18 protein-coding genes are annotated in these 21,912 nt (G+C 30.9%); 2 read left to right on the top strand and 16 right to left on the bottom strand.

The annotated features are described in order from the left end of the window. The first annotated feature begins 139 nt into the window (after window positions 1-139). Both V8G61_RS08950 and V8G61_RS08945 read left to right on the top strand, forming a co-directional pair. Window positions 140-4,213 (top strand): two-component regulator propeller domain-containing protein, encoded by a 4,074-nt coding sequence (locus V8G61_RS08950; RefSeq protein WP_394875222.1) that lies wholly within the window; start codon window positions 140-142, stop codon window positions 4,211-4,213. A 403-nt stretch (window positions 4,214-4,616) separates the two neighbouring features. Further along, window positions 4,617-5,033 carry a hypothetical protein gene (locus V8G61_RS08945; RefSeq protein WP_394875221.1) on the top strand — a complete coding sequence of 139 codons (417 nt, stop codon included), beginning with the start codon at window positions 4,617-4,619 and terminating at the stop codon, window positions 5,031-5,033. A gap of 145 nt (window positions 5,034-5,178) precedes the next feature. Here the strand turns inward: V8G61_RS08945 and V8G61_RS08940 are convergent, their stop codons facing one another. From V8G61_RS08940 to V8G61_RS08865, 16 genes are all read right to left on the bottom strand, one after another. Then, window positions 5,179-7,803, bottom strand: a complete 2,625-nt coding sequence (locus V8G61_RS08940; RefSeq protein ID WP_394875220.1) for a DEAD/DEAH box helicase family protein — start codon at window positions 7,801-7,803, stop codon at window positions 5,179-5,181. Then, on the bottom strand, window positions 7,803-8,240 hold the full coding sequence (locus V8G61_RS08935) for a hypothetical protein (protein ID WP_394875218.1): 438 nt from the start codon (window positions 8,238-8,240) through the stop codon (window positions 7,803-7,805). The genes V8G61_RS08940 and V8G61_RS08935 overlap by 1 nt, the downstream gene beginning before the upstream one ends. 2 nt (window positions 8,241-8,242) lie before the next feature. Further along, entirely contained in the window at window positions 8,243-10,138 is a 1,896-nt protein-coding gene (locus tag V8G61_RS08930; RefSeq protein WP_394875217.1) for a DNA methyltransferase, read from the bottom strand. A 355-nt stretch (window positions 10,139-10,493) separates the two neighbouring features. Beyond that, the gene (locus V8G61_RS08925; protein WP_394875216.1) at window positions 10,494-12,593 is read right to left on the bottom strand and encodes an ATP-binding protein; all 2,100 of its coding nucleotides are present in this window, start codon (window positions 12,591-12,593) and stop codon (window positions 10,494-10,496) included. Then, window positions 12,593-13,930, bottom strand: coding sequence for an SIR2 family protein (locus V8G61_RS08920; RefSeq protein WP_394875215.1), 1,338 nt, complete (start codon window positions 13,928-13,930; stop codon window positions 12,593-12,595). Before V8G61_RS08920 ends, V8G61_RS08925 begins: the two co-directional genes overlap by 1 nt. Before the next feature lie 198 nt (window positions 13,931-14,128). Next, a complete protein-coding gene (locus tag V8G61_RS08915) occupies window positions 14,129-14,626 on the bottom strand; it encodes a hypothetical protein (protein ID WP_394875214.1) in 498 nt (165 codons plus the stop codon). A gap of 286 nt (window positions 14,627-14,912) precedes the next feature. After that, complete coding sequence (locus V8G61_RS08910; RefSeq protein WP_394875213.1) at window positions 14,913-15,281, bottom strand: type II toxin-antitoxin system HicB family antitoxin; 369 nt, start codon at window positions 15,279-15,281, stop codon at window positions 14,913-14,915. Between the two features lie 38 nt (window positions 15,282-15,319). Further along, window positions 15,320-15,508, bottom strand: coding sequence for a type II toxin-antitoxin system HicA family toxin (locus V8G61_RS08905; RefSeq protein ID WP_394875212.1), 189 nt, complete (start codon window positions 15,506-15,508; stop codon window positions 15,320-15,322). 131 nt (window positions 15,509-15,639) lie between these two features. Next, window positions 15,640-16,068 carry an excisionase family DNA-binding protein gene (locus V8G61_RS08900; RefSeq protein ID WP_394875211.1) on the bottom strand — a complete coding sequence of 143 codons (429 nt, stop codon included), beginning with the start codon at window positions 16,066-16,068 and terminating at the stop codon, window positions 15,640-15,642. Between the two features lie 45 nt (window positions 16,069-16,113). Then, a complete protein-coding gene (locus V8G61_RS08895; protein ID WP_394875210.1) occupies window positions 16,114-16,743 on the bottom strand; it encodes a metallophosphatase domain-containing protein in 630 nt (209 codons plus the stop codon). Continuing rightward, complete coding sequence (locus V8G61_RS08890; protein WP_394875209.1) at window positions 16,740-17,318, bottom strand: hypothetical protein; 579 nt, start codon at window positions 17,316-17,318, stop codon at window positions 16,740-16,742. The genes V8G61_RS08895 and V8G61_RS08890 overlap by 4 nt, the downstream gene beginning before the upstream one ends. 174 nt (window positions 17,319-17,492) lie before the next feature. Then, window positions 17,493-17,852, bottom strand: coding sequence for a hypothetical protein (locus tag V8G61_RS08885; RefSeq protein WP_394875208.1), 360 nt, complete (start codon window positions 17,850-17,852; stop codon window positions 17,493-17,495). Between the two features lie 7 nt (window positions 17,853-17,859). After that, window positions 17,860-19,557: a TraM recognition domain-containing protein gene (locus V8G61_RS08880; RefSeq protein WP_394875207.1), complete on the bottom strand. Its 1,698-nt coding sequence runs from the start codon at window positions 19,555-19,557 to the stop codon at window positions 17,860-17,862. Then, window positions 19,554-20,510, bottom strand: coding sequence for a DUF5712 family protein (locus V8G61_RS08875; RefSeq protein ID WP_394875206.1), 957 nt, complete (start codon window positions 20,508-20,510; stop codon window positions 19,554-19,556). Before V8G61_RS08875 ends, V8G61_RS08880 begins: the two co-directional genes overlap by 4 nt. After that, the gene (locus V8G61_RS08870) at window positions 20,500-20,868 is read right to left on the bottom strand and encodes a BfmA/BtgA family mobilization protein (RefSeq protein ID WP_394875205.1); all 369 of its coding nucleotides are present in this window, start codon (window positions 20,866-20,868) and stop codon (window positions 20,500-20,502) included. The genes V8G61_RS08875 and V8G61_RS08870 overlap by 11 nt, the downstream gene beginning before the upstream one ends. Window positions 20,869-21,035: 167 nt before the next feature. Next, window positions 21,036-21,908, bottom strand: a complete 873-nt coding sequence (locus V8G61_RS08865; protein ID WP_394875204.1) for a toprim domain-containing protein — start codon at window positions 21,906-21,908, stop codon at window positions 21,036-21,038. Window positions 21,909-21,912: the final 4 nt, after the last annotated feature.

The following is a 21,912-nucleotide window of genomic DNA, read 5'->3' as shown; positions in this document are numbered from 1 at the left end:
GGTTTAGTTAGTTGAAGTGATCTAATTTCACTATTATATTCGTTGTGTAATTTTACATCAAAAATTAATAACTAAGTTTGTTGAACCAAGATTTTGGACTATTAGAGACCTTATTTGGGACTTTTTTACTCAAAAACATATGTATATTAGAACAAAAATTTCAATGATCCGTCCTGTACTATTTGTCATACTTTTTATAACCAGTTATCTTAATGCTCAAATAGATGACTACAGATTTGATAATATATCTTCTCTGGATGGTCTTTCTAATAGTTCTGTAATTGCTATTCATCAAGACCAATTTGGTCAAATTTGGTTTGGAACACGAGATGGATTAAATATGTTCGACGGAAATCACTTTACGGTTTATCGTAATAATCCCGAGGGTTCCAATTCTATTAGTAATAATGATATTCTTTCTATTCATGAAGACTCTTTTGGTTCTATTTGGATAGGGACTTATGATGGATTAAATAGATTTGATCCTTATAGCAAAACCTTTAAAAGATTTATTCATAATAATAAAACCAACTCTGTTAATGACAATACAATAAGGACTATTTTTGAGATTAACCGTGAGATTTGGATTGGAACCAACAACGGACTAGCTATTTATAATATTGAAGAAAATTCATTTCTAGAAGTAAATCAGAATATTAAAAATGGGAATGGCATAAATGGTTCAGTAGTAAATTGTATTCTTCAAGATAAAAAAGGGAATATCTGGATTGGAACCTCCAAAGGATTAAGTAAATTAATTTCTCGAAATAATAATGAATTTAAATTCAAATATTATGAAGTAAATGAAGATAATATTAATGTAGTAAATATTGTAGAAGATAATAATTCTAATTTAATGATAGCTACTACAAGTGGATTATATAAAATAAATACTGAAACCGGAACATTTTCTTCTTTAAGTAAAACTAAATTTTTTCAAACACTTGATAATGATATTAGAGCACTACAATATGACAATGATGATAATCTATGGATAGGAACAAGTTCTGGTGTATACCTATTAACACCCAACAACATTCTAAAATCATTACCAAATAAGTCTTCTGACTTAAATCAGGTAAAATGTATTTTTAAGGACAAAGCTGGTTCTTTTTGGATAGGTACCTATTATGCTGGTATTAGCTTTTGGGATAAAAGCAATAATAATTTCGGCAAAATTAATTTGGATAAATTATCCTCTAAGGTAATCAGTTCAATAGAATCAGACGCCAACGGGAACCTATATTTTGGAACTGTGGATACTGGAATTACAGTATATAATCCTCAAACCCAAAAAACAGAGTTTATTAACGAGTCCAACACATTAGGTTTATCAAGTAATCATATAAAATCTTTATTTATTTCGGACAATGAATTATGGATAGGAACACTCAGAACAGGTTTAACAATTTATAACTTAAAAACAAAAGGGTGTGACAACGATAGAATACCTAAAGAATTAAGCGATCTCTTAAAAATTGGGCTGTATTCCATTAAAAAAGATAAGCAAAATAATTTGTGGTTTGGTACTTTTGGAAATGGTTTGATTCGTTATAATCAATCAAATAATACTTGGCTACAAATACGAAACGATCCAACAAATGTTAACTCGATTTCCAATAACAGAGTAAGAATAAATTTTATTGATTCTAAGAATAGGATTTGGGTGGGTACTCAAAGTGGTCTAAATTCATTTTCTATTGGTGATATTGGCCAAAATAATTTTAAAATAAACCGTTATTTTTTTAATGAACGTGATTCTAAATTTGATATTCAGACCGTGTTCGAAGATACTAATCATAATATTTGGGTAGGCACTAAATCGAAGGGTTTATACCTCTTTAATGAAAATTCATTTGAAAAAATTGAGTTAATAAATGGAAAATCAGAAATAACTTCCATTCATGGTATCTTGGAGGACGAAAATAAAAATCTTTGGTTAAGTTCTAATAAAGGTATAGCGCAATTAAATCCTGCAAATAATAAGCTTATAATATACAATCAAGCAGATGGTTTACAAAGCAAAGGATTTAATGACAACTCTTGTTTAAAATACAACCCTAGTCTCTTTTATTTTGGAGGGAATTCTGGTGTTTCGTCTTTTGACCCCAAAAATATTTTAACAAATAATTACACGCCAGAAGTCATTTTAACAGATTTTAAAATCAATAATGAAACTATCGAAGTAAATGATAAAAATGAAATTTTAAAAAAGAACATTTTATTCACAAAGAATATAGAGCTTGCTTATGATCAAGCGAACTTCTCTATTGGTTTTTCAATACCAAATTTTATAAATAATTCTAAAAACAAATATTCGATTCGTTTGTTAGGCCTGAATGATCAATGGGCAATAAACACCAGTGGACAGGCCTCGTATACCATTCAAACACCTGGAGACTATATTTTTGAAGTAAAAGGATTTAATAATGATGGGAAATGGAATCAGAAAATAACCCAATTAAATATAACCGTTCAACCTGCCCCATGGCTCAGTTGGTGGGCATTTACTATTTATTTTTTACTTATCGGTTCTGCAATTTTCTATGTGATTAAATTTTTCAAATCGAGAGAAAACCTAAAATATGAATTGGAATTAGAATCTTTTCAAAATAAAAAAATAGAAGAAACCAATAAGGCTAAAATTGATTTTTTCACCAGTATCTCTCATGAATTTAGAACACCATTAACATTAATTATTGGGTCGCTGCAACAGCTCATTGAAAATTACAAAGGAAGTAATATTGTATATAAGAAGTTATTGATAATAGAAAATAGTTCCAACCACTTGTTGAAATTAATTAACAGACTTATGGATTTTAGAAAATTAGAAAGTAACCTTTTAAAATTACAAGCTGCTGAGGGCAATATGGTTAAATTTATCAGAGAAATTTATCTCTCTTTTACTGAATATGCAAAGGTTGGAAATTACACCTATAATTTTACCACAACAGACAAAGAAATATTTGTTTATTATGACCGTTTAAAATTAGAGCGAGTTTTATATAATTTAATTTCAAATGCTTTTAGATATACTCCAAAAGGTGGTACTATAAATGTTGAAGTTTCTAAAAACGATAATTTTATTCTAATAGCAGTAAAAGATACAGGGGTGGGAATTTCAGAAAAATATTTTGATGAAATATTCGACAAGTTCTTTGAAATTCCAATTCATAATAACCCGGAAGGTAATTACAATAAAGGTGTAGGTATAGGCTTATCGATTGTAAAAAAATTGGTAGCCCTTCATAAGGGAAATATAACCGTTGAAAACAATAATCCACATGGAGCCATTTTTACAATAGCAATACCACTAGGAAGAGATCATTTATCAGAAAATGAAATATTCAAAGATTTTAAAATAAGTGACGAACTCACTCAATATCAGGAACAACTAAATGATGATGAATTGAGAATTGACATGCAATTAGAGAGTTTAGTTAAGGATAATGATAAATCAACCATTTTAATTGCCGAAGATAATTTGCAATTGCGATTATTTCTCAGAGATTTCCTAAAACCAAATTACAATATTATTGATGCGGAAAATGGTAAAATTGCTTTTGAAAAGGCTTTAAAATATACTCCAGACCTTATTATTAGTGATGTTATCATGCCAGAAATGGAGGGTACAGAATTATGTAGAAAAATTAAAGAGAACTTAAAGACAAGCCACATTCCTGTCATATTACTTACCTCCAGATCAACTCTAGTTTACAAGATTGAAGGATTTGAAAATGGCGCAGATGATTACATAAGTAAACCTTTTAATTTAAAAGAATTTAGGTTTCGTGTTAATAATATTCTAGAGTCTAATAAAAGACTTAAATTAAAATTTACAAATGACGATTATTTAACACCAAGTGAAATCACTATCTCTTCGTTAGATGAAAAATTATTTAAAAAAGCTTTTGAAATTGTTGAAACAAACATCGCTAATCAACAATTCGATATTCCCAAGTTTTGTTTAGAATTAGGAGTAAGTCGTACCCTATTATTTTCTAAAATTAAAGTTTGGACAAATCTTACCCCGAATGAATTCATTAATGAAATTAGAATGAAGCGTGCAATCCAACTACTTGAACAAAATAAATTGAGTGTTTCTGAAATAGGTTATAAAGTAGGATTTAATTCTCCTAAATACTTTAGTAAATGTTTTCAAAAAAAATTTGGTAAAACACCTACAAAGTATTTAAAAAAGTTTCATGATTAAACATAACCAACAAAAAATAATTTTACCTTATCTTAAATTATTTCACAAGAGGTTTGTAGATTTCTAAGAATAACAGAGTCTCAAATAATGATACATCCAAAAGTGCAATTTCAGTTTTCGATTCTATTCATTACGATCCTATTATTAAACCCGTAACTCTAAAAAACCAGATACTTAGAAACCAAAAGAATGATAATTACTTCCCAATACAATATTTTACAACACCAGTATTGACAAGACCTTAGAGGAATTCAGGTGTACATAGGGTGTACATTTTTAATTGCTTTTATTTGAAATTCAACAACAAAGTACAAGAATAAATTGAATTTAATATATTTTTGAAAATTATTCAGAAATTACACTATATTATCAAATGAACTTATTTTAACAAAAAGAAAGCGAAATGGAAAAAATTTTAGACTTTTTTAAAAGACACCAATTAGATAGAAATTTAGAAGCCTTCGATTTCTTTGAAGTATTGAATGCAAAAGACAAAATACCAATATTAGAAAATTTAGTTTCAAGAAATGATAATCGATTTTCCGTCTACAGTATATTGTGTAACAGCTATGCAGAAATCGGTGAAGTAGATAAGGCATATGATCTCATTGATTACATGTATGATAATCTATCTGACTCATTTTTTGCCAGTACAATTATTTCAATCAGAGATCGAATTGATAAGATACCTGTAAGAACACCTAAATCAATAATTGAGCAATACAAGGAAATTGAAAGTTTAGAAATGGAATTAATGATTGATAATGAAACAGAAATTCTAATTGGACTGATAAAAGAATATTTAGAAAATAAATATTAAGAATTATGTTCAATAAAAATATTAGGTAATCTAAGTTGAAATTACCAAGAATAAGGTATATCAACCATTAAATTAAGGTATTAAGAATCGTTTACTCTATGAAAAAATTTGGATCACTCATGAAAATTATTTTTTCATCAAATTATTATAGCAATAAACCAGTGATCTCATCAAACCTTTGTTCAAATTTACTTTTATTTAAAACCTCATTATAAAATGGCATCCCCCATATGATGTAGTTTTTGCCTTTCCATAATTGCTCCAAAAAGTGTTCTTCTCTTAATTGTACTAGGAATTTCTCTTTCCATTGGTCTTTTTTTAAAAGATGCTCCCCTTTAGGCTCAATAAAGATTTGATAATGCATACTTTCTTCGGGTTGATGATTAACCATAAACAGAACAAAGTCTGGTTCAGTAGGTCTACCATCATCAAAGTTGTATAGCTTAAAGTGCCTTTCATTACGCACTAAGTAGATTTCCTCGAACTTTGGTTTTAGTTTCTCGTAGGCTTTATCAATGAATTTAATAAGTAGCTTTTCTTCTGAAGTACCAAAGCAATCTTCAAACACATACCAATCCCTATTACTTAAATCAAGGTGGTAATTGGTTTCTGTTGGATTTATCATTGATTTACCAAACTCCTTATCGGTACTATCACTAAGAGCAAAATTTAATACCTTGTCTGTAATCTTATCCTTAATCATAAAAGGCTTAAACTCTTTACTTCCTTTAAACTCAATCTTATCAGAAGCAATTACAGCTGCAATATCTTCTAATACCTTAATAGCCGCTTCAAGTTTTTCTCTTGGTGTAAGGTTTTCAATTTGCTCTGGTAATCCTGATACATCCAATTTTACTTTACCCAAATAGTTCTCTGAGGTAATAAATTCTGAAATAGATGTAAGATTAGGAAGGTGTACTCTAAGATTAGAAAACTTATAAAAATCAAGTTTATTGATTGCTTTACGTACAATATGCGCTCCAAAATCAGCTAATTTGTATTCCTTTTCTTTTTTATCTACCGCAGCTGTAGAAGTTTTGCCGAAGGCAATACTTGACTTAGTGTAACCTGTTTTAAGAGAAACTTTGTGTGTTTGCTCTATAAGAGTGGATTTCAAACTGAATACATCTTCACGATTGTATTTTTCTTGCTTATTAAGGAATATGAAGCCCGCTTTATAAAAGGATGTTTCCTTGAATTGAGGTTTTAGCTTCATAGGTCTTTCAATAGACTGTTTGGCTTTAATACCGATTTCTTCTAAAGCTGTATTTAACTCCTGAATATATCTTGGATTGTAAGCACTATGGTAGTATAGTTCTTCACAAACTCTCAATTCATTGGTAACATCTTCATCAAACTTACGGCTAAAGAATTGCTGTTCTTCTGAAATTTGAAACGGACAATATCTTGCACCTCTACCAATAAGTTGAGCTTCCGCCATTGTGGTTTTACCGGGCTTTCCTTTTTTGGCATCCCTGGTATCATACAAACGAACAATATCAAAGAGGTTTAAAACATCCCAACCTTCGTTTAACTTATCTACTGCAAATACCGCACGGTATTCGTTTTCTTCATCTTCTAAGGAATTGACAGCTAATTGCTTTTCCTCACTTTCATTCTTACTGTTTACAGAAATGAGTTTTTCTTCTGAAAAATCTTCTTTTAGCTCTATAATAAGGTTTTCAAGACTAATACTATTATCCTCTAAATATTGAAACACTTTGGCTATGGCTTCATCAGGATTAGAATTTTTAATCTTTTCCAAATCAGAAACCTTAAGGTTTTTGATGCCTTCTGCAAATTCATCAAAGAAGTTTTGACTATCCTTAATAGTTTTGGACTTAAAGAGAATTACAGGCTTGATAAGCTTTTTATACTTCTCAAATACCTTACGCCTGTATTGACTTAATAAAACTCCCTGAATGGCTCTATCGAATTGGGAAAGGTCTGCTTGCAGCACCTTGACTTCTTTAGAATAACCATCAATACGGAATTGCTTTAATGGATAATCAAAAATGAGTTTATCACTGTATTTTTCCTCAATTTGTGGGTTGGATAAATCGGCTGTTGCAGTAAATTCTAACAGTAAATTTTCTCTATTGGCATTAAAAATACGGTTTACCGTACCTTCCCAACTTAGTATATCTTCAACCTCATCTTTTTTAAGCTCATTTTTCTTTTTGGTTTCAGCGTTAATATGGTGTGCTTCATCTGAAATAAGAACAATCTTAGTTTCTTCAAAATCATCATAAGTAAGGCTATTTTCTTTAGGTGTGTTTAGCCTTGAATGTAAACCTTGAATAGTAGAGAATACAATATTTATATCTTCTTGGTTTGCCGCTTGAAAATTATCTACCTCTTTAATTTTAACCTGTTTATCGCCAATAGAAATACTATCTGCAAACAAATATTTGGATGATGTGGTATTAAAGAAGTTATCCCTTGTTTTCTCAATAATATTGGTGCTGTTTACAAAGAATAGAAAGTTACGATACCCTTGCTCATACAGGTAAATGATAAGCCCCACCATAACAAGCGTTTTACCACTACCAGTTGCCATATGATACAATAATTGTGTAGGTACTCCTTTTGGTCTATCGTGATAATCTTTCCAAAAGAAATTAAACCTACCAAAAGCTTCTTGCTGATAAGGCCTTGGACTGAAATCGGCTCTAAGATTTGAATAGACGTAATCTGGAACCTGATTTTTGTAAAAATCGGGACCATTAAATTTTAAAGCTGCATCTAATATTTCGTGTAGTTTCTGCATTATTGACAACTTTCTTTATTGAGCTTTCTAAACCATTTTGCAAATTCAGCTCTATTATAATTTTTTGACTGCTCTTTTGTAATCCCCTTTTGTTCGTCAATATCTTGAACAAGGATAACCCGAATTTTATCTTCGTGCTTTGTGCCGGATTTTGCATAGTTTACTAAAAACAAATGAGCTTCTAAATCTTTTGACACCCTGTAAAGAGAAATGAATTTTTGAGCGTTCTTATGCCAATATCTATTTGGATGAGAGGTATGTGGCGTGACAACCTGAGCTTCTTCACATAAAAGAAATTCAAATATAATGTACCCGTGTTTTGGATGTTTTTGAAGCCTATCGAAGTTAATGGCACAAGTTACTTGACCATCTAAGATTTCTTTTACGAAAGCAAAACCGCTTTCATCATCCATTCCTAAAGGTTTACTATTTGCCATATTTAATTGCTTTGATTATATAGTTGATGGTTTAACTTTTTATCTAAATCTGTTATTTTATGGTCCTCATCATTGATTTCTGAATAGTTAACATATAGAATGTTTAAGTCCAATATTGATATTAAAAAATCTTTCTTTTCTTCTAAGTTCAATTTGTCAAATTCGCTTTTATCAACTTCCTCCAGATTAGCATTAATACGAAAATCATTAAAGTGGTTATTACTTACCATACTATAATAATCGTTTATATCATCCTCATTAGATTGTAACACACCCTCAATAATTTTTTGATTTGCCTTGACTAATTCAGTATATATAAATGAACCACCACCTTTCCATTTAATGTCTTTAGAAATGCCTTTTTTATCACCTTTTATTACATTTAGCAACCTTGAAACAGAGTCTTCCTTACCATAATCCATTTGTTCGATACCTATATATCTTCTTTGTAACTTGTGAGCAACACTCGCTGTAGTTCCGCTACCTAAGAAAAAATCCAGAACAATATCATTTTCTGATGTTAGCCATTCTATAATTCTTCTTAAAATATCTTCATTCTTTTCGTGCTCAAACTTGGTCACCCTTCCAGCTACACTTAAATCCATCCAATTTTCACTTAGTAAAATTTTAGTTCTTGGAGGTATATAATGCTCAGGTTTGTCATTTCTACTCAATCTCACAAGTTCAAAGTCGGAACTATCATTAATACCATATTCTTCAATGTACTGAATGTAATAACTATCAATTATTTCATCGGTAATTGTTGTGTCTTTACCTTCATAGTTTTTTATATAACTTATCAGTTCATTAAAATTTTTAACGGCTTCAAAACTCCTGTTTTTTTCCCATCTCCATTGGCCACTATCAGGGTTTATACCTAATAGTTCATACCTCATCGTTGGTCTATCTGTACCTCGCCAATGATTATTCCAAGAAGAAGAAGTTACCCCTAACAACTCTTTAAACAAGTTTGGAAGTTTTATTTGGTCAGATTTAGTGTAAAGCAATATTGTATCAAAACCTGCATTAAGTTTTTGAATTTCTGTAAACTGTTTTTGTAAACTTTTTGTACCCTTTTTGGTAATGATGGAATTTCTGTAATTAGCTGAACCAAAAACTTCATCACAAAGAACTTTTAAATAAGCTTGCTCTTTATTGTCAATTTGAATTAGAATATAACCATCGTTTGAAAGTAATTCTCTTGCTACCTCTAAGCGGTTTTTCATAAAAGTTAACCAACTTGAATGATTAAACTTGTCATTATATCTAAAACTATCACTTCCTGTGTTGTATGGAGGGTCAATAAAGATTAGCTTAACACTATTAGAATACATAGGTTTCAGACTGTGTAAAGCCAAAAGATTATTGCCCTTTATTATAAGATTTTCATTTTTAGATAGTTCCTGAACCTGCTCAGTTCCTTTTGATGTATATCTTTTGAAGTTTGTAAAAACTTTGGGGTCTAAAAGCCTATCTATTTCATCAGGAGCAAGAGTTTTATTCCAGAAAACTTCATTAATACTTTGTTCCTCTTTAGTTTGACCGCCCTCTAAAACACAATCTTTATATGGCCAAGACAATACGACATCCTTATTTTCTTTAATAAACTCATCATCATCAGTTAAACCAATACGGTTTTTAAAAGACGTATAGCTATCAGGTAAAAAGGCTTTGTTACTTACAAACTTTTGGAATTTGATTTTATCAAAGACCATTACACCTTCAACATCTTGAAAGAAGTGTTTTTTGATACTCTCGTGTGTAAGGAGCATTTTTATTAATACAGGGTCAAGCTGTAAAGCCAACTCAATGATTTTATTCTTGAGCAGCTTGCCATCTACTACAAGTCTTTCATCTTTCTGAAGTAATGTTTTTAGATCATCTAAAAGGTTTTGCATTTAATTTTTTTTTTCTGTTAATCTATTCTTAAGTTGTTCTATTGGTTTGAAAAAGGACACAAAATAAATGCTCTAAATTAAACCAATTAAACTTAAATTCAGTTAAATTTCCGATGCACTTTTAAAGCTTTATGATTAAAAAATATTTAGAATTTATCTTTAGTTTTCTTTTCACTTTCAAATTTTTAATTTAGTTAGATAAGTTTCTTACTCGCAGAAAACGGTCTAGCATAAGAATAGTAGCGGATTAAAATGCACTAAATTTTCGGTTAAACACAAACCTTATTTATATTTACTTACTTTAGAATTAGCATTAAAACTGCTACTATTTTTTTACGTTGTTGTACCCAGTGATTTATTCTTCCTCTTCTTTTTTATTAGTATTCTGCCAATCATCTGACAATGATTTCCAATCTACGTTTCGTTCCGATTTTCCAGTCCAAACATCCCAGAAATCCGGGTCTTCTGATTTAGGCCTGTGGTCTTTTTTGAGATTATTCATTTCCACTAGAATTGGGATAGGTGTTGCCCAGCCTAACAAAATTGCTTTTCTAGTTGGTAAAATTGGAAGTTCTTTTAATAAACCACCAATGTTGTCAGGAACAAGTTTTTTTACAAGTTCTTGGTCTCTGTCATTTACTATTCTATGTAGCAAAAATGTATTGCATTGTGATAAAACAGTAGGTGATAATTCTGATGGTCTTTGAGACGATAATGTAAGACTTAAACCAAACTTCCTTCCTTCTCTTGCTATTCTTTCGAAAGATTCTGTGCAAAGTTGAGAAGCAGAAGTTTCATCACCACTTTCGTGATACCTTTTTATAAAATTATGAGCTTCTTCCATTACTATGTTTGTTGGAAGTAGTTTATTATTAGTTCTTCTATATCTCTGCAAGGACTCAAATACGACTCTTGATATTACAGAAACAACAAGGTGAGTAATATCTGAAGGAACTAATGAAAGGTCAATTATAGAAATACCATCAACATAGCTTTCTAGCCAATTTTCTAATGTGATATCATCATTCTGAACAACAATAGAGTTCATTCTTGTTTCGGCTAGCATAGTCCTCATTCGCATTACCAAAAAATCAATAAATTGAATAACGCCTGCTTCCTGTCCTAAATGCTCAATATGGTCAGGTAAATCTGTTATATTAAAAGGAACAGGTGTATCTTCATTAGGTCCTGTATAAGCAACAATTCCGCCTAAAGGTTCAAGAAAAGATTCAATCAATTCATAAATTTCTTTCACCTCTTTTACCTCAAAATCTCTATAAAACTCTACTAAATTACCCGTCTGTTTATCAGTGAAACTATCGAAACGGACAGCAATAATTCTTCTTATTTCCGTTGAAATATTTTCTAGTTGTGTTTTTAATTCGCCATCTTCAGATTGAGTTGCAAAAAATTCTGCATCGTTTGATAAACTATCAAGTTTTCTTCCAAATTTTGTCGATTCAGCTTTAAAAGCTTGTGCTCCTATTTTTAAGTCCAATCCAACGGTAATCAAGCAACTAGAAAAGTAACTTCTTATTTTGGTTTTAAATTCATCAACGCTGTTTGAATGACCAGATCTTAAATCTCGCAATGCTCTCTTCAAAATTGGCTTTTGCGTTCTGCCACTTGCATTTGAAAAAGAACTCCATTCATTGCTATTCCATAACCATGCAGGAACTTTTAGCTCTTTAAAAATATCTTTCTCTTCCTCAGATATTTCTACTTTGAATTTTTTTACTTCACAGTTTAAATCATTGAATGCATCTGTGTATTCTCCATTTGGGTCTAGAATAATGAATCTTGAATTTAATTTTTTACCAGCTTCTATATTTTTGGAAGCTTCTTCTAAAGACCACCTTATTACACCTGCGACACTACAAGATTTACCACTTCCTGTATTACCCAATATTGCTATGTGTCTTCCAAATAGTTTGTCAGGATTAATCTTGACATTTGCATTTCCTGCAATTGGTGCGATTCCAATTTTTACGTTCGCATTTTTCTCTTTGTTTTCTACAATTGATTTAAGTTGAGTATCTGAGGGCAAAATAACACTATCACCAACAGAGGGGAAGCTATAAACACCTCTTTCAAGTTGATACTCTTTGTTTTCAATTTTACCAATTTGTTTAAGGGTTCCCATTGGCGTAATTGACATTTTTCGCAATGGAAAAGGTAAATCAATTAAGTCAAAATCTCTAAATCCTTTACGTTTTGGGTATTGACTATGTTCAACTCCAAGCCAACTTATTAGACCAACCAAAGCTCCATTTTCATTTGGTATGAGCACAAAACCATTAATTCTAGGGAATAACGTAGGCACGCCAGTATTCAATGCAGTATTTTGAGGTGCTGATAAATCTAATACAACCCTAATTTCATTTGGAGAAACATAATCGACTGTACCAATGGTTAAATTACGTAAATGGTCAAAATCAAATTGCTGTAATTTCATTAGGCTTCAGTTTTTTGTTCGGTTTCGCCTTCTCCAAATCCAGCTTTGTTGTCTCCTCTGTTATCTTTAATTTTTTGCATTTTCACCGTTAATCTATCAATAGCAGATTTTGGTAAATAGTGTTCAACTAGATTTTCTAAATTCCCGAAATGTTCTCCAATCATCAAAGTACATTGAGCAGAATTTTTGTCTTCTAAAAATCTAATGATTCTATCTCTACCCGAACCGTAATTAGGTGCTTCACCTTCTTTAGAATAATTTTTATCCCAAGCAATAACAACTAAATGAGTTGAAGGAATGGTCATCATATCTTCAATCACTCGATTAATATGACTATCTCCAAAACCATAGCCATAAGTAATTATTACAGAGTTTGGCTGACAAATTGAAGATGAAAAGTCTCTAAATAACTCTGCATAAGGATAAAAAGCGGTTTCTAGGTCTTTAGAAGAATTAGGATAAATAACAACTTGGTCAGTTATATTTTTTGGGATAGCTGGATGACTATCATCTGCACCAAATGGTAATAGTGTTTTAATTATTCTATCGCTATCAAAACACCAGTCAATAGAACCGTGAAGTTTGGTAATGCGAGCAACACCTTCCGCATATCGAGGTTCTCCTCTTATACCTGGTGGATTATAATGATAATCTAGTTCTAATCGAGTATTTCTGAATATAGGTTGTATTTTTCCTTTGAATCTATCAAGTAATAAAACACCTGTTTCATCACAAGCAAGTTCGATGAATCTATCATAATTTGTAGTAAATAGATTTAATCGTTCACGAGAAGCTGAACGACTTGTAAAACTTAAAACAAAACTTTTTAAAAGGTTAAATGCCTTTATTGCTCCCTCTTCTTCCTTATGAAGTTTTTCAAAAAACTCCTTTTCGGTTGAAAGTATTGAGGAAATAAAAGTTCGAAGTTTAGCATTTAGTTCGATTGATAGTGTTTTTGCTCTCTCATCATCAATTATGTTAAGTCCATTTATTAATTCTAGAGTTACTCTAATATCATCCTCAATGTTTGCTTCACCACGATTCATATCGACCGCAGATTTATCAGCCTTTGCTTTAATTTTCTCTTTGAGTTCGTGTTCAAGAGAAAGTCGCCACATTTCTTGGGGCTTAACACCTGCAACAAATGAAACTGAACTAGTTAAACCAGAACCTATCAAAACGGATAAATGCTCGCTTTGAAATATTGCTGAAAGCCAAGGTTCTACTTCACGTCTCAATTCATCAGCTGATAAATCTTCTTCTTCGGAAGTACAGACAAGTTTCGTATTAGTCTTAAGTATGTGTTTTTTTGTCCAATCTATTCCGAAAAATTCCATTTATTGTAATTATTTAGTTTGTATTTTTGTTTTTCCGCATTGTGCACAAAGTTCTCGAGTATGGTTTGTTGCGATTTGAGGTAACCAATTTAGCAAATAAAACCAAACCGTAGGAAAATCCGTAAAAAATTCTGTAAAAATTAAAGATTCATCTACTAATTTTAAATCTTGTAACGAATTATAAATTTGTTAAAGTAATTAAATAAATAAGCTTTCACACTTAAGCCTAATTTGTTCTACTTTATCTACAATATCATTTAAGTTTAAAATTTCTCCATGAATGACTAGGGTATTGTTGAAATCATTATATCCTCTATGACAAGATTTACCTATCGAGAAACTTAAAGATGGATTCATAGCCAAATCAGTATAAGAGGAAATATTTTTATCTTTAAAAAAATCATCTAAAAATTCATCATAGTGTTCAAATTTATTCCGGAATATTCTATTTTTTAAAACACTATCATAATCAATGTTAAGTAACTTCCTAAGTTGTTTACCTCTTTCCCTATATTTCGATATTGGCCATAGAATTTTAGAAACATTTCCAGAAGATATCAAAATGGTTTGAATAGCTGACCAAACAGCAATTTTATCCAATTCATCTTTAGATTTTAATCTATCATTTGAATATGATACAATTTTAGCCTGGAAAATTAATTCTGATATAAATGCACCTTCTTGTATTAATTTCATGATTTTCTGATAAATGCGTTTATAAGGGACTTGATTAATTTACAATTTTGAATTTAAAATATAATTCTTCAGAAATGAAATTTTTGTAAATAAATTTGAGTTTTTTATAAACGACTTTATCTAAACTAACTTTCGAATTATTGCAAAAAAAAAAGAGACTATCATCATAGTCTCTTTTAGAATGGGAGGGTTTAATTTATAAACTTTTTCACTTTCTCAAATTCGTTTGGAAGTAATTAAGCAACCCCATTTTTTTGTAATAAATGACTTCGAAGAAAATAATTGATTATCTAACCAATACAATGTTGCTAAAGTCGTTAGCTAAATTATGTAAACCTTTTGTAATATCCAATAATTTATCATCAGATAATTTTGTTAAGCTTCCTGTATACTGTCTAAATAAACTCTTATTCATACCAATATATTCCGCAAAAGCAGATTTATTTATTACTTTAAAATAACTGAAAAATTGCTCTAAATCAATTACATAATCAATTTCATAATTTTCTATTCCTTTTAATTCTAAAGCAAGAATAAAATCCTCTTTTATTTCTGATATAGTATCCCCTGTGGTGGCTATACCATTCAATTCTTTAATGTAACCTGAAAAACCAGTACCTGTTTTTTCTATTACTGCAGTCAATTTTGTTTTCATCTCGATCTTTGTTTTAGTTAATTTCGAAAGAAGAAGGGCTATTTAAGCCCTGCCTCTTTCAAGATACTTTGTAAAGTACCTTTGGCTAATTCTTTACTACCATGTCTGGGAATAACCAATTCGCCACTTTTGGTTGGATGCCTATATAAGTCATGTTTTTTGCCATGACGATGCATAAACCACCCGTCCTTTTTGAGCCTTTTTACAAGCTCATTGACTTTAGCCATTTTGCTAATTTTAAGGGTTAAACAATCTATTTCAATGAACTTACTCATTTATTACCATGCAAATATATAACATTTTTGTTATATAACAAAAATGTTATATAATCAATTTATTTACTTGCATGAATATTGACCTAGTTTCCTTTTGAATTTATAAGATCAATTAAACTTTGCTTTTGAATTTTTTTCATCTCATGGTGGTAGCTTATCAAGTCATCAAATTTTATTCTTATATGTTTACCAACCTTCGTAAATGGGATTTTACCCTCTGCCAAAAGTTCATTTAAAAAGGCTTCTGAGCAGCCTAAAATATTACATGCTTCAAACACCCCAATTTCTGAAGGAGTAGTTACTAATGAAAATGATAAACCACGGCTAGTAATTTTTAAAATTTGAGCTAAAAAACTCAAAGCCTGGAAAGGAATTTTAAGTTTGTTATGACTCCCATTAATTTGAATGTCCAGACTATTGGAATTGCATGATTTAAGTTCATTTTCCAAAGGCCCACAAGACAACTTCGCTAAATTTCGATCCTCCTTTGAGGGACTGTAGTAGGTTTCCATATTCATTTATTTAAATAATTATTTAATATTTTAAAGTTCATTTACTTAATCCAAATCAATTACAATCGGATTATTAATTAGAATAAACTCATAATTTACCAGGCTTGCATTTATAAATTTAGTTTTACCCTTTTCAATGACTCCGTATGATTCATGAATATGACCAAAAACATGAATTTTCGGCTTAATTTCATTTACCCTGGTTAATAATTCTTCACATCCAACTTGACCTTCCTTTAGAGTTAAATCAAGTATTCCCCGGGGTGGTCCATGTGTTATCAGAATATCTGTGCTTTTTGGAATAAAATCCCAATGTTTTTTTATTTCATCGCCACGCTTCCTACCAAAAGCCCATTTCCCAAATTCTGGTTGTACGGGAGAACCCCAAAAATGAATTCCCTCAATAGTACATCCGGAATCATTTAAATAAATAATATTCTTTGGAATACGAGCCTTTAACATCACTTCTGAATTACTTTCAAAATACCAATCATGATTACCGGCAATTAATATTTTATATTTGTGAGGCTGATTTGAAAACCATATTAAAAACGATTCTACTTCCACACTTCTCCCCTTCATTGAAACATCTCCAGCATGCAATAAAATATCCCCTTCAGGTATTTTTACATCTTTATGCTTTCCATGGGTATCTGAAATAAAAACTATTTTCATTTTAAACCTAAATATTTTGTTAGAAATCTCTTTTCATCAATAAACCAATCAAAGCAATTAGGTTGAAATTCCTTAATAGACTTGATTGGAAAATGAAAATCGAATTTAATAGATTCATGTTGTTTAAATTCGAACATAGATTGACATCCAAGAGTGTAGCAAACATTAAATTGTTTAAGTCCTACATTATAATTTGAAGATTTTATTATTTTCTCAGATTTAATTGTAAACACCAATAAATCATTATCTTCTGAAGAAATTTCAAGGATCTTATTTTGTCTTTTCAACTCCCTGATTTTTTCAAAGAGTTTCATAACTTCAATTTTAAAATTTTGATTATAGTCAATTTTATTTTTTGTCCTCTTTAAGTTTTTTGAAACAATTGATTTTTTTGGCTTTTTAGAAATAAATTCATTAAAGCCTATCTCCTTTGCTTCTAAAAGTTGAAGATCCCTTACCACCTCAATTACTTTTTTTAAATCTTTTAACTGTCTTAATTCGGTCCAGCCATCCTTTCCTTTAAACTCCTCTAATTGGTAAGAAAACTGATCTTTAATTAAGGTTTCCGCGATCATCATTTTATTGGCATTCGAAAACTGGAATACGACACTTTTTTCAAAATCAAAATCATAGACTGTATTCAGAGAAAAAATTCTTTTTTTTCGGGTAATGGTTTTACCAAACTTAAAATATGGTTGATCTTTCAAAACCATTAAATAGACTATATAACAATTTGTATTCTTCATATTTTAACCAATTGGATTATGAAGTATTCTACCATTACTTGCTTCAAGTACATGAATTTCCTTGATGAGTTCATCTATGATCATTACCTGTTTTTTCTCTGGTATATTATTCTTTTTTAGAAATTCAATTGCTACTTCAAAAGCTCTTCCCCAATATTCTTTAGGTAATCTTGAAATTTCCCAAAATCGCCTAAAAACAATTTCTTTTTCTGAAATGGTTAATAGAAATAATAATCCTGGCATCTTTCGAATATCAATTTCTTTTTGGGTTAGTAAATTATTTCTTCCGCAAGGACTATAAAAATTACTTGGCGCTGTTTTAAAAACATCAATCACATGGTATAAGTTGATTTGTTCTAGCATGATCATTTTAATTTAATTCAATTTTAAAGTTATTGTCGATTTGTTCATCATCCTCAGGTTTTCCATTTAAGAAAGCTTCAACCTCTCGATAGATAGTTTTGAAACAATCTGAAATATTTTCTTCAATATTCCTGTTTTCAAATGACTTGTAAATTGGCTCGGTTTGCTTCATTTGAACACCTAACAATTCAGTGCAATTTCCTTCAGCCACGATGCCATAAAATTTACCTGCAGGAAGATTCGTAATATCCGATACTTTGACCCGTTCCCTCTCCTGAAAAGATTCTGTTGTACCGCGATTTGTTGATGAATTTCCTATAAACCCATTTCCGGAACTACTTCCACTACTTGTTGAACTGGAAACATATTTTCTATCCTCTTTTCCAAATAAAGCAGTAATCATCCGGGCTGTGCGTTCATTGACCGTACGACCATAAAATTGATTCCCTAAATTTGAAATCAAGACCTGGGCTTTATCCTGTCCATATTTGTCAACCATTTGGGAATAATCTTGTAATCCAATTATAGTAGCAATTTTATTGGACCTGGCCGTGGCCGGTATTTGTTCTAAATTCGGAATGTACAGCGTTGGAGCCTCATCCAAAACAACTGCACTTTTAACCTTATTTGGTTCGTTCATTTTTCGAAGGCACACACTAATGACCAATGAAATGATTGGAGCATAGGTTGTCGTTAGGGTACTATCATTGCCAATACAGAGAAATGTTGGATTTTCCCGATTGTTTAAATCTAGATCTACTTGATCATCAGATAATAAGTAGAAAAGCTCTGGAAAATTTAACTGGGCCAATGCATTTTTAATAGTTCCTATTACGCCGGCCAACTGTTTTTCAGCTTTCATTTCATGAGCTTCTTTTATACTAGATATCATACCTATGCACTCGAGATCTTTTGAAATAAGATCTATTATTGAAATTGATTTATAGGAGAGAATTAAGGCGATTAAATGAGGTAGAGTGCATTTATCAGGATGATTGTTTCTCAAATACCAAATTACCCCTGCTACGATGGAAATACTACTTCTGGACCAATAATCCGGATGTTTAATATTCTCGGGTAACAGATTATTCATTAATACAGATGCTAACTCAAAGGCTACCGCTTGTTTGTTTACATATTTTGGATGTATCGGATTAATACGTGAGGATCTACTATGATCCTTAAAGTCCAGAAATGAGAACTTAACCTTTGAATTTAGTTCACTATGAATCGCGTGTGCAAATTCAGATAATTCAGGAGATTTAAAGTCATACAACACACCCGTATATTCCCTTATCATCATTTGTTTAATAATTGGGTAGAATAGTGATTTGGACTTACCGGAACCTGCTCCCCCTTCAATAATAATCCCCCTAAAAGGATTAGCTATTTGGATAGTTCCTAATGACGATCGAAGAAAAAAGCTTTCCTCGTCATTGAAATTATTTTTTTGCTTAGGTTTTCTTTTGGAAGGTTTAAATAATCTAAATAACAGTAGAAATAGGAATATTACACCTAAAATGCATTCAGCTACAAACAAATAAGGAATCGCCAATCCTACGAGTTGAATTACTCCAATGGTAATAAGGGAATTGAGTATTCCAACTTTAAACTTGTTATGAAGAATAGTAAAAAAATAGATTACACCCAATAAAAAAAATGATACTATTAGAATCGAAATGGGTTCATTAGTTAGTGCTTTCATATTGATAATTCTTTTTCATTTGATTTGTCAATTACTGGTTTTATCTCCTGGTTGATTTCTTTGTCTTTTTCTGAATAGCCATTCCTTTTATCAAAATCAGAGATCACTTTTTGTTCTTGCCGGTCTTTTTCCCCTTTGTCTTTTTCCAGTTCAATCTGGGCTTTTAATAAAGGATCCTTGGATATCTGAATTCGGTATTCAACACGCTCATTCAAGGACCTGTTATAATTGAAGTTTTTATCAAAGAGTTGCTCAGCCTTTACATTGAAAAGGTTTCGATCAAAACCCCGTTGAACATTTTTCCCATTAGTAATACACTTTTTACCATTTCCTTTATCGTTGGCCAAAGGAGATAATTTTAATTTCATATCCCGATCTTTTCGGCTAACTATAACATGAACATGGGAATTTAATCCCGGTTTATTTGTTCCGGATTTTACTATACCTTGTTTTACTGCGAGCTCAGTACCCTTGTAATGCCTTTCATGCTCTATTTTACCGAAATAAAGTAGTTGATCACCACAAGTGATATTTTCGCGCTTAAAATGGACGGCATATTCATCCATCACTTTTCTGGAGTAGTCTTTCAAAATATTCTCATATCTTTCCAATTCATTTTTTGATAACTCGCTTATAGACCGAATTTCTCTTCCCGTAATACCGCTTAAAATATGTTCCTGTTCCTTCTCCGAGGGTGCAATATTTATAGCGTAGAATTTTGAATCATTTTTACTCAACCCTTTCTTGTTATTGTCAATTTCCTCTATCACTTCACTTTTCATCAAGCCATCATTTTTGTGTGAAAAAAAGCCGGTTCTTGGCATGGGTAATTCTCCCCTTTCAAAAGCTTCATTTTCCTTTTGCAAATCTTCCTTTTCTAGGTAATTTGCCAATGCCATACTGGACCCTTTATTCCCATTTGATTTATCAGAAGTTTGAATTTTAATTACCATTTTCTTGGAGTTTATTTACTATTGAATTACCCAATTTCGTAGCTAATTCAATCATGAAACTTTTTGTTACAAATTGATCTTTCACAAGTCCTGAAAATTCAGTAATCAGAAGATCTTGTTTTTTAATCAATGGATTCAGTTTGTCTTTTTCTTGTGTTTTAATAAAGCTGATTAATTGACTCTTAAGTTTTGAAATTTCCTTGGTTGCATTAGAGGGTTCTCTAGGGTCTAAATCAGTCTTTTCGAAATAGATTAAAAGGGCTTCAATGAGTTCCGTTTTACTTAGTTTATATCGATCACAAAAGCTATTCATCTTATCAAAATCACTTTCATATATTCTTATCGTTTTATACTTCATTATGCAATTGTTTATGCAGTTATATGTAATATTTAAAAGCCTTAACAGAGCATTTACAACGTAAATGCATAATGTTTTAAATCATATATTTTTATAAAATACTGTGAAACAGTATTTTAACCCCGTAGGGCAAGGTGGAACGGATGCTCTGCTCCGTTCCGCCTTGCTTACTCTGTAACAGGCTCAATAGTACGATTCATCAGATATTCATTTATATCTTTAAACCCATGATAAAACATACTTCCATCAAAAACATTTGCATGGTATTGACGAATTTTTTTTAGTCCTTTTTTACCCGATTCATCATCATCTAAACAGGCAAAAATCACATCATATTTTTTTATGATTTCAGAGATTTTTTCGATTAGCGATACTGAATTTAGGATGATGTAATCTTCCTTTAAATTGCGATCACCAAACAAAGTGAGATAAGATAGAAAGTCAAAAAAACCTTCAAAAATGCATAGGTTTTCTTCTCCCTTTTCTAGAAAAGTAATGTCCTTTTTTCCTAGGCATCCTTTAAAAAAAGAATTGCGGGTTTCATAGCCATTAGATCTATTTTTGAAGGCTATTGAAAAAAAGTTTTTACCGTTAGCTTTATAATGAATTTCTTTACAATAAGTCCTAGCTATTTCAGTCTCAATTTTTCGGGATTTTAAGTACGTTAAAAGCGCATGATGTTCCAGGTTTTTTAACTCAAGAATTTCGTGATTTTTATCTTTAATTAGTAACCCGGGAGAAGGCTTATGAAAAGAAAAAGAATTCACTTTATTATGCAAGAATTCTAAAGTTTCTGAAATTGAAAAATTATTTAACTCCATGACCAGATCAATTACATTTCCACCTTTACCGGCACCATGATCATACCACCGATTTAATTGTTTATCAACTTTGAAAGAGGCTTGGGTTTCTGACCGAAAGGGACTCAGAAACCAAGCTTCTTTCTCCGCTTCCCTAATTGGAAAATGCCCGGATCTTTTCAGCGTTTCCACGATGGAAATGTCACGGGCTTTTTCGCAATTTAATTTGTGATTTTTCATGATA

Source organism: Gaetbulibacter sp. M240 (assembly GCF_043876815.1).
Taxonomy (GTDB): domain Bacteria; phylum Bacteroidota; class Bacteroidia; order Flavobacteriales; family Flavobacteriaceae; genus Gaetbulibacter_A.
Note: the sequence above shows the minus strand (reverse complement) of the source record. Positions and strands in the feature narration are given on the sequence as shown.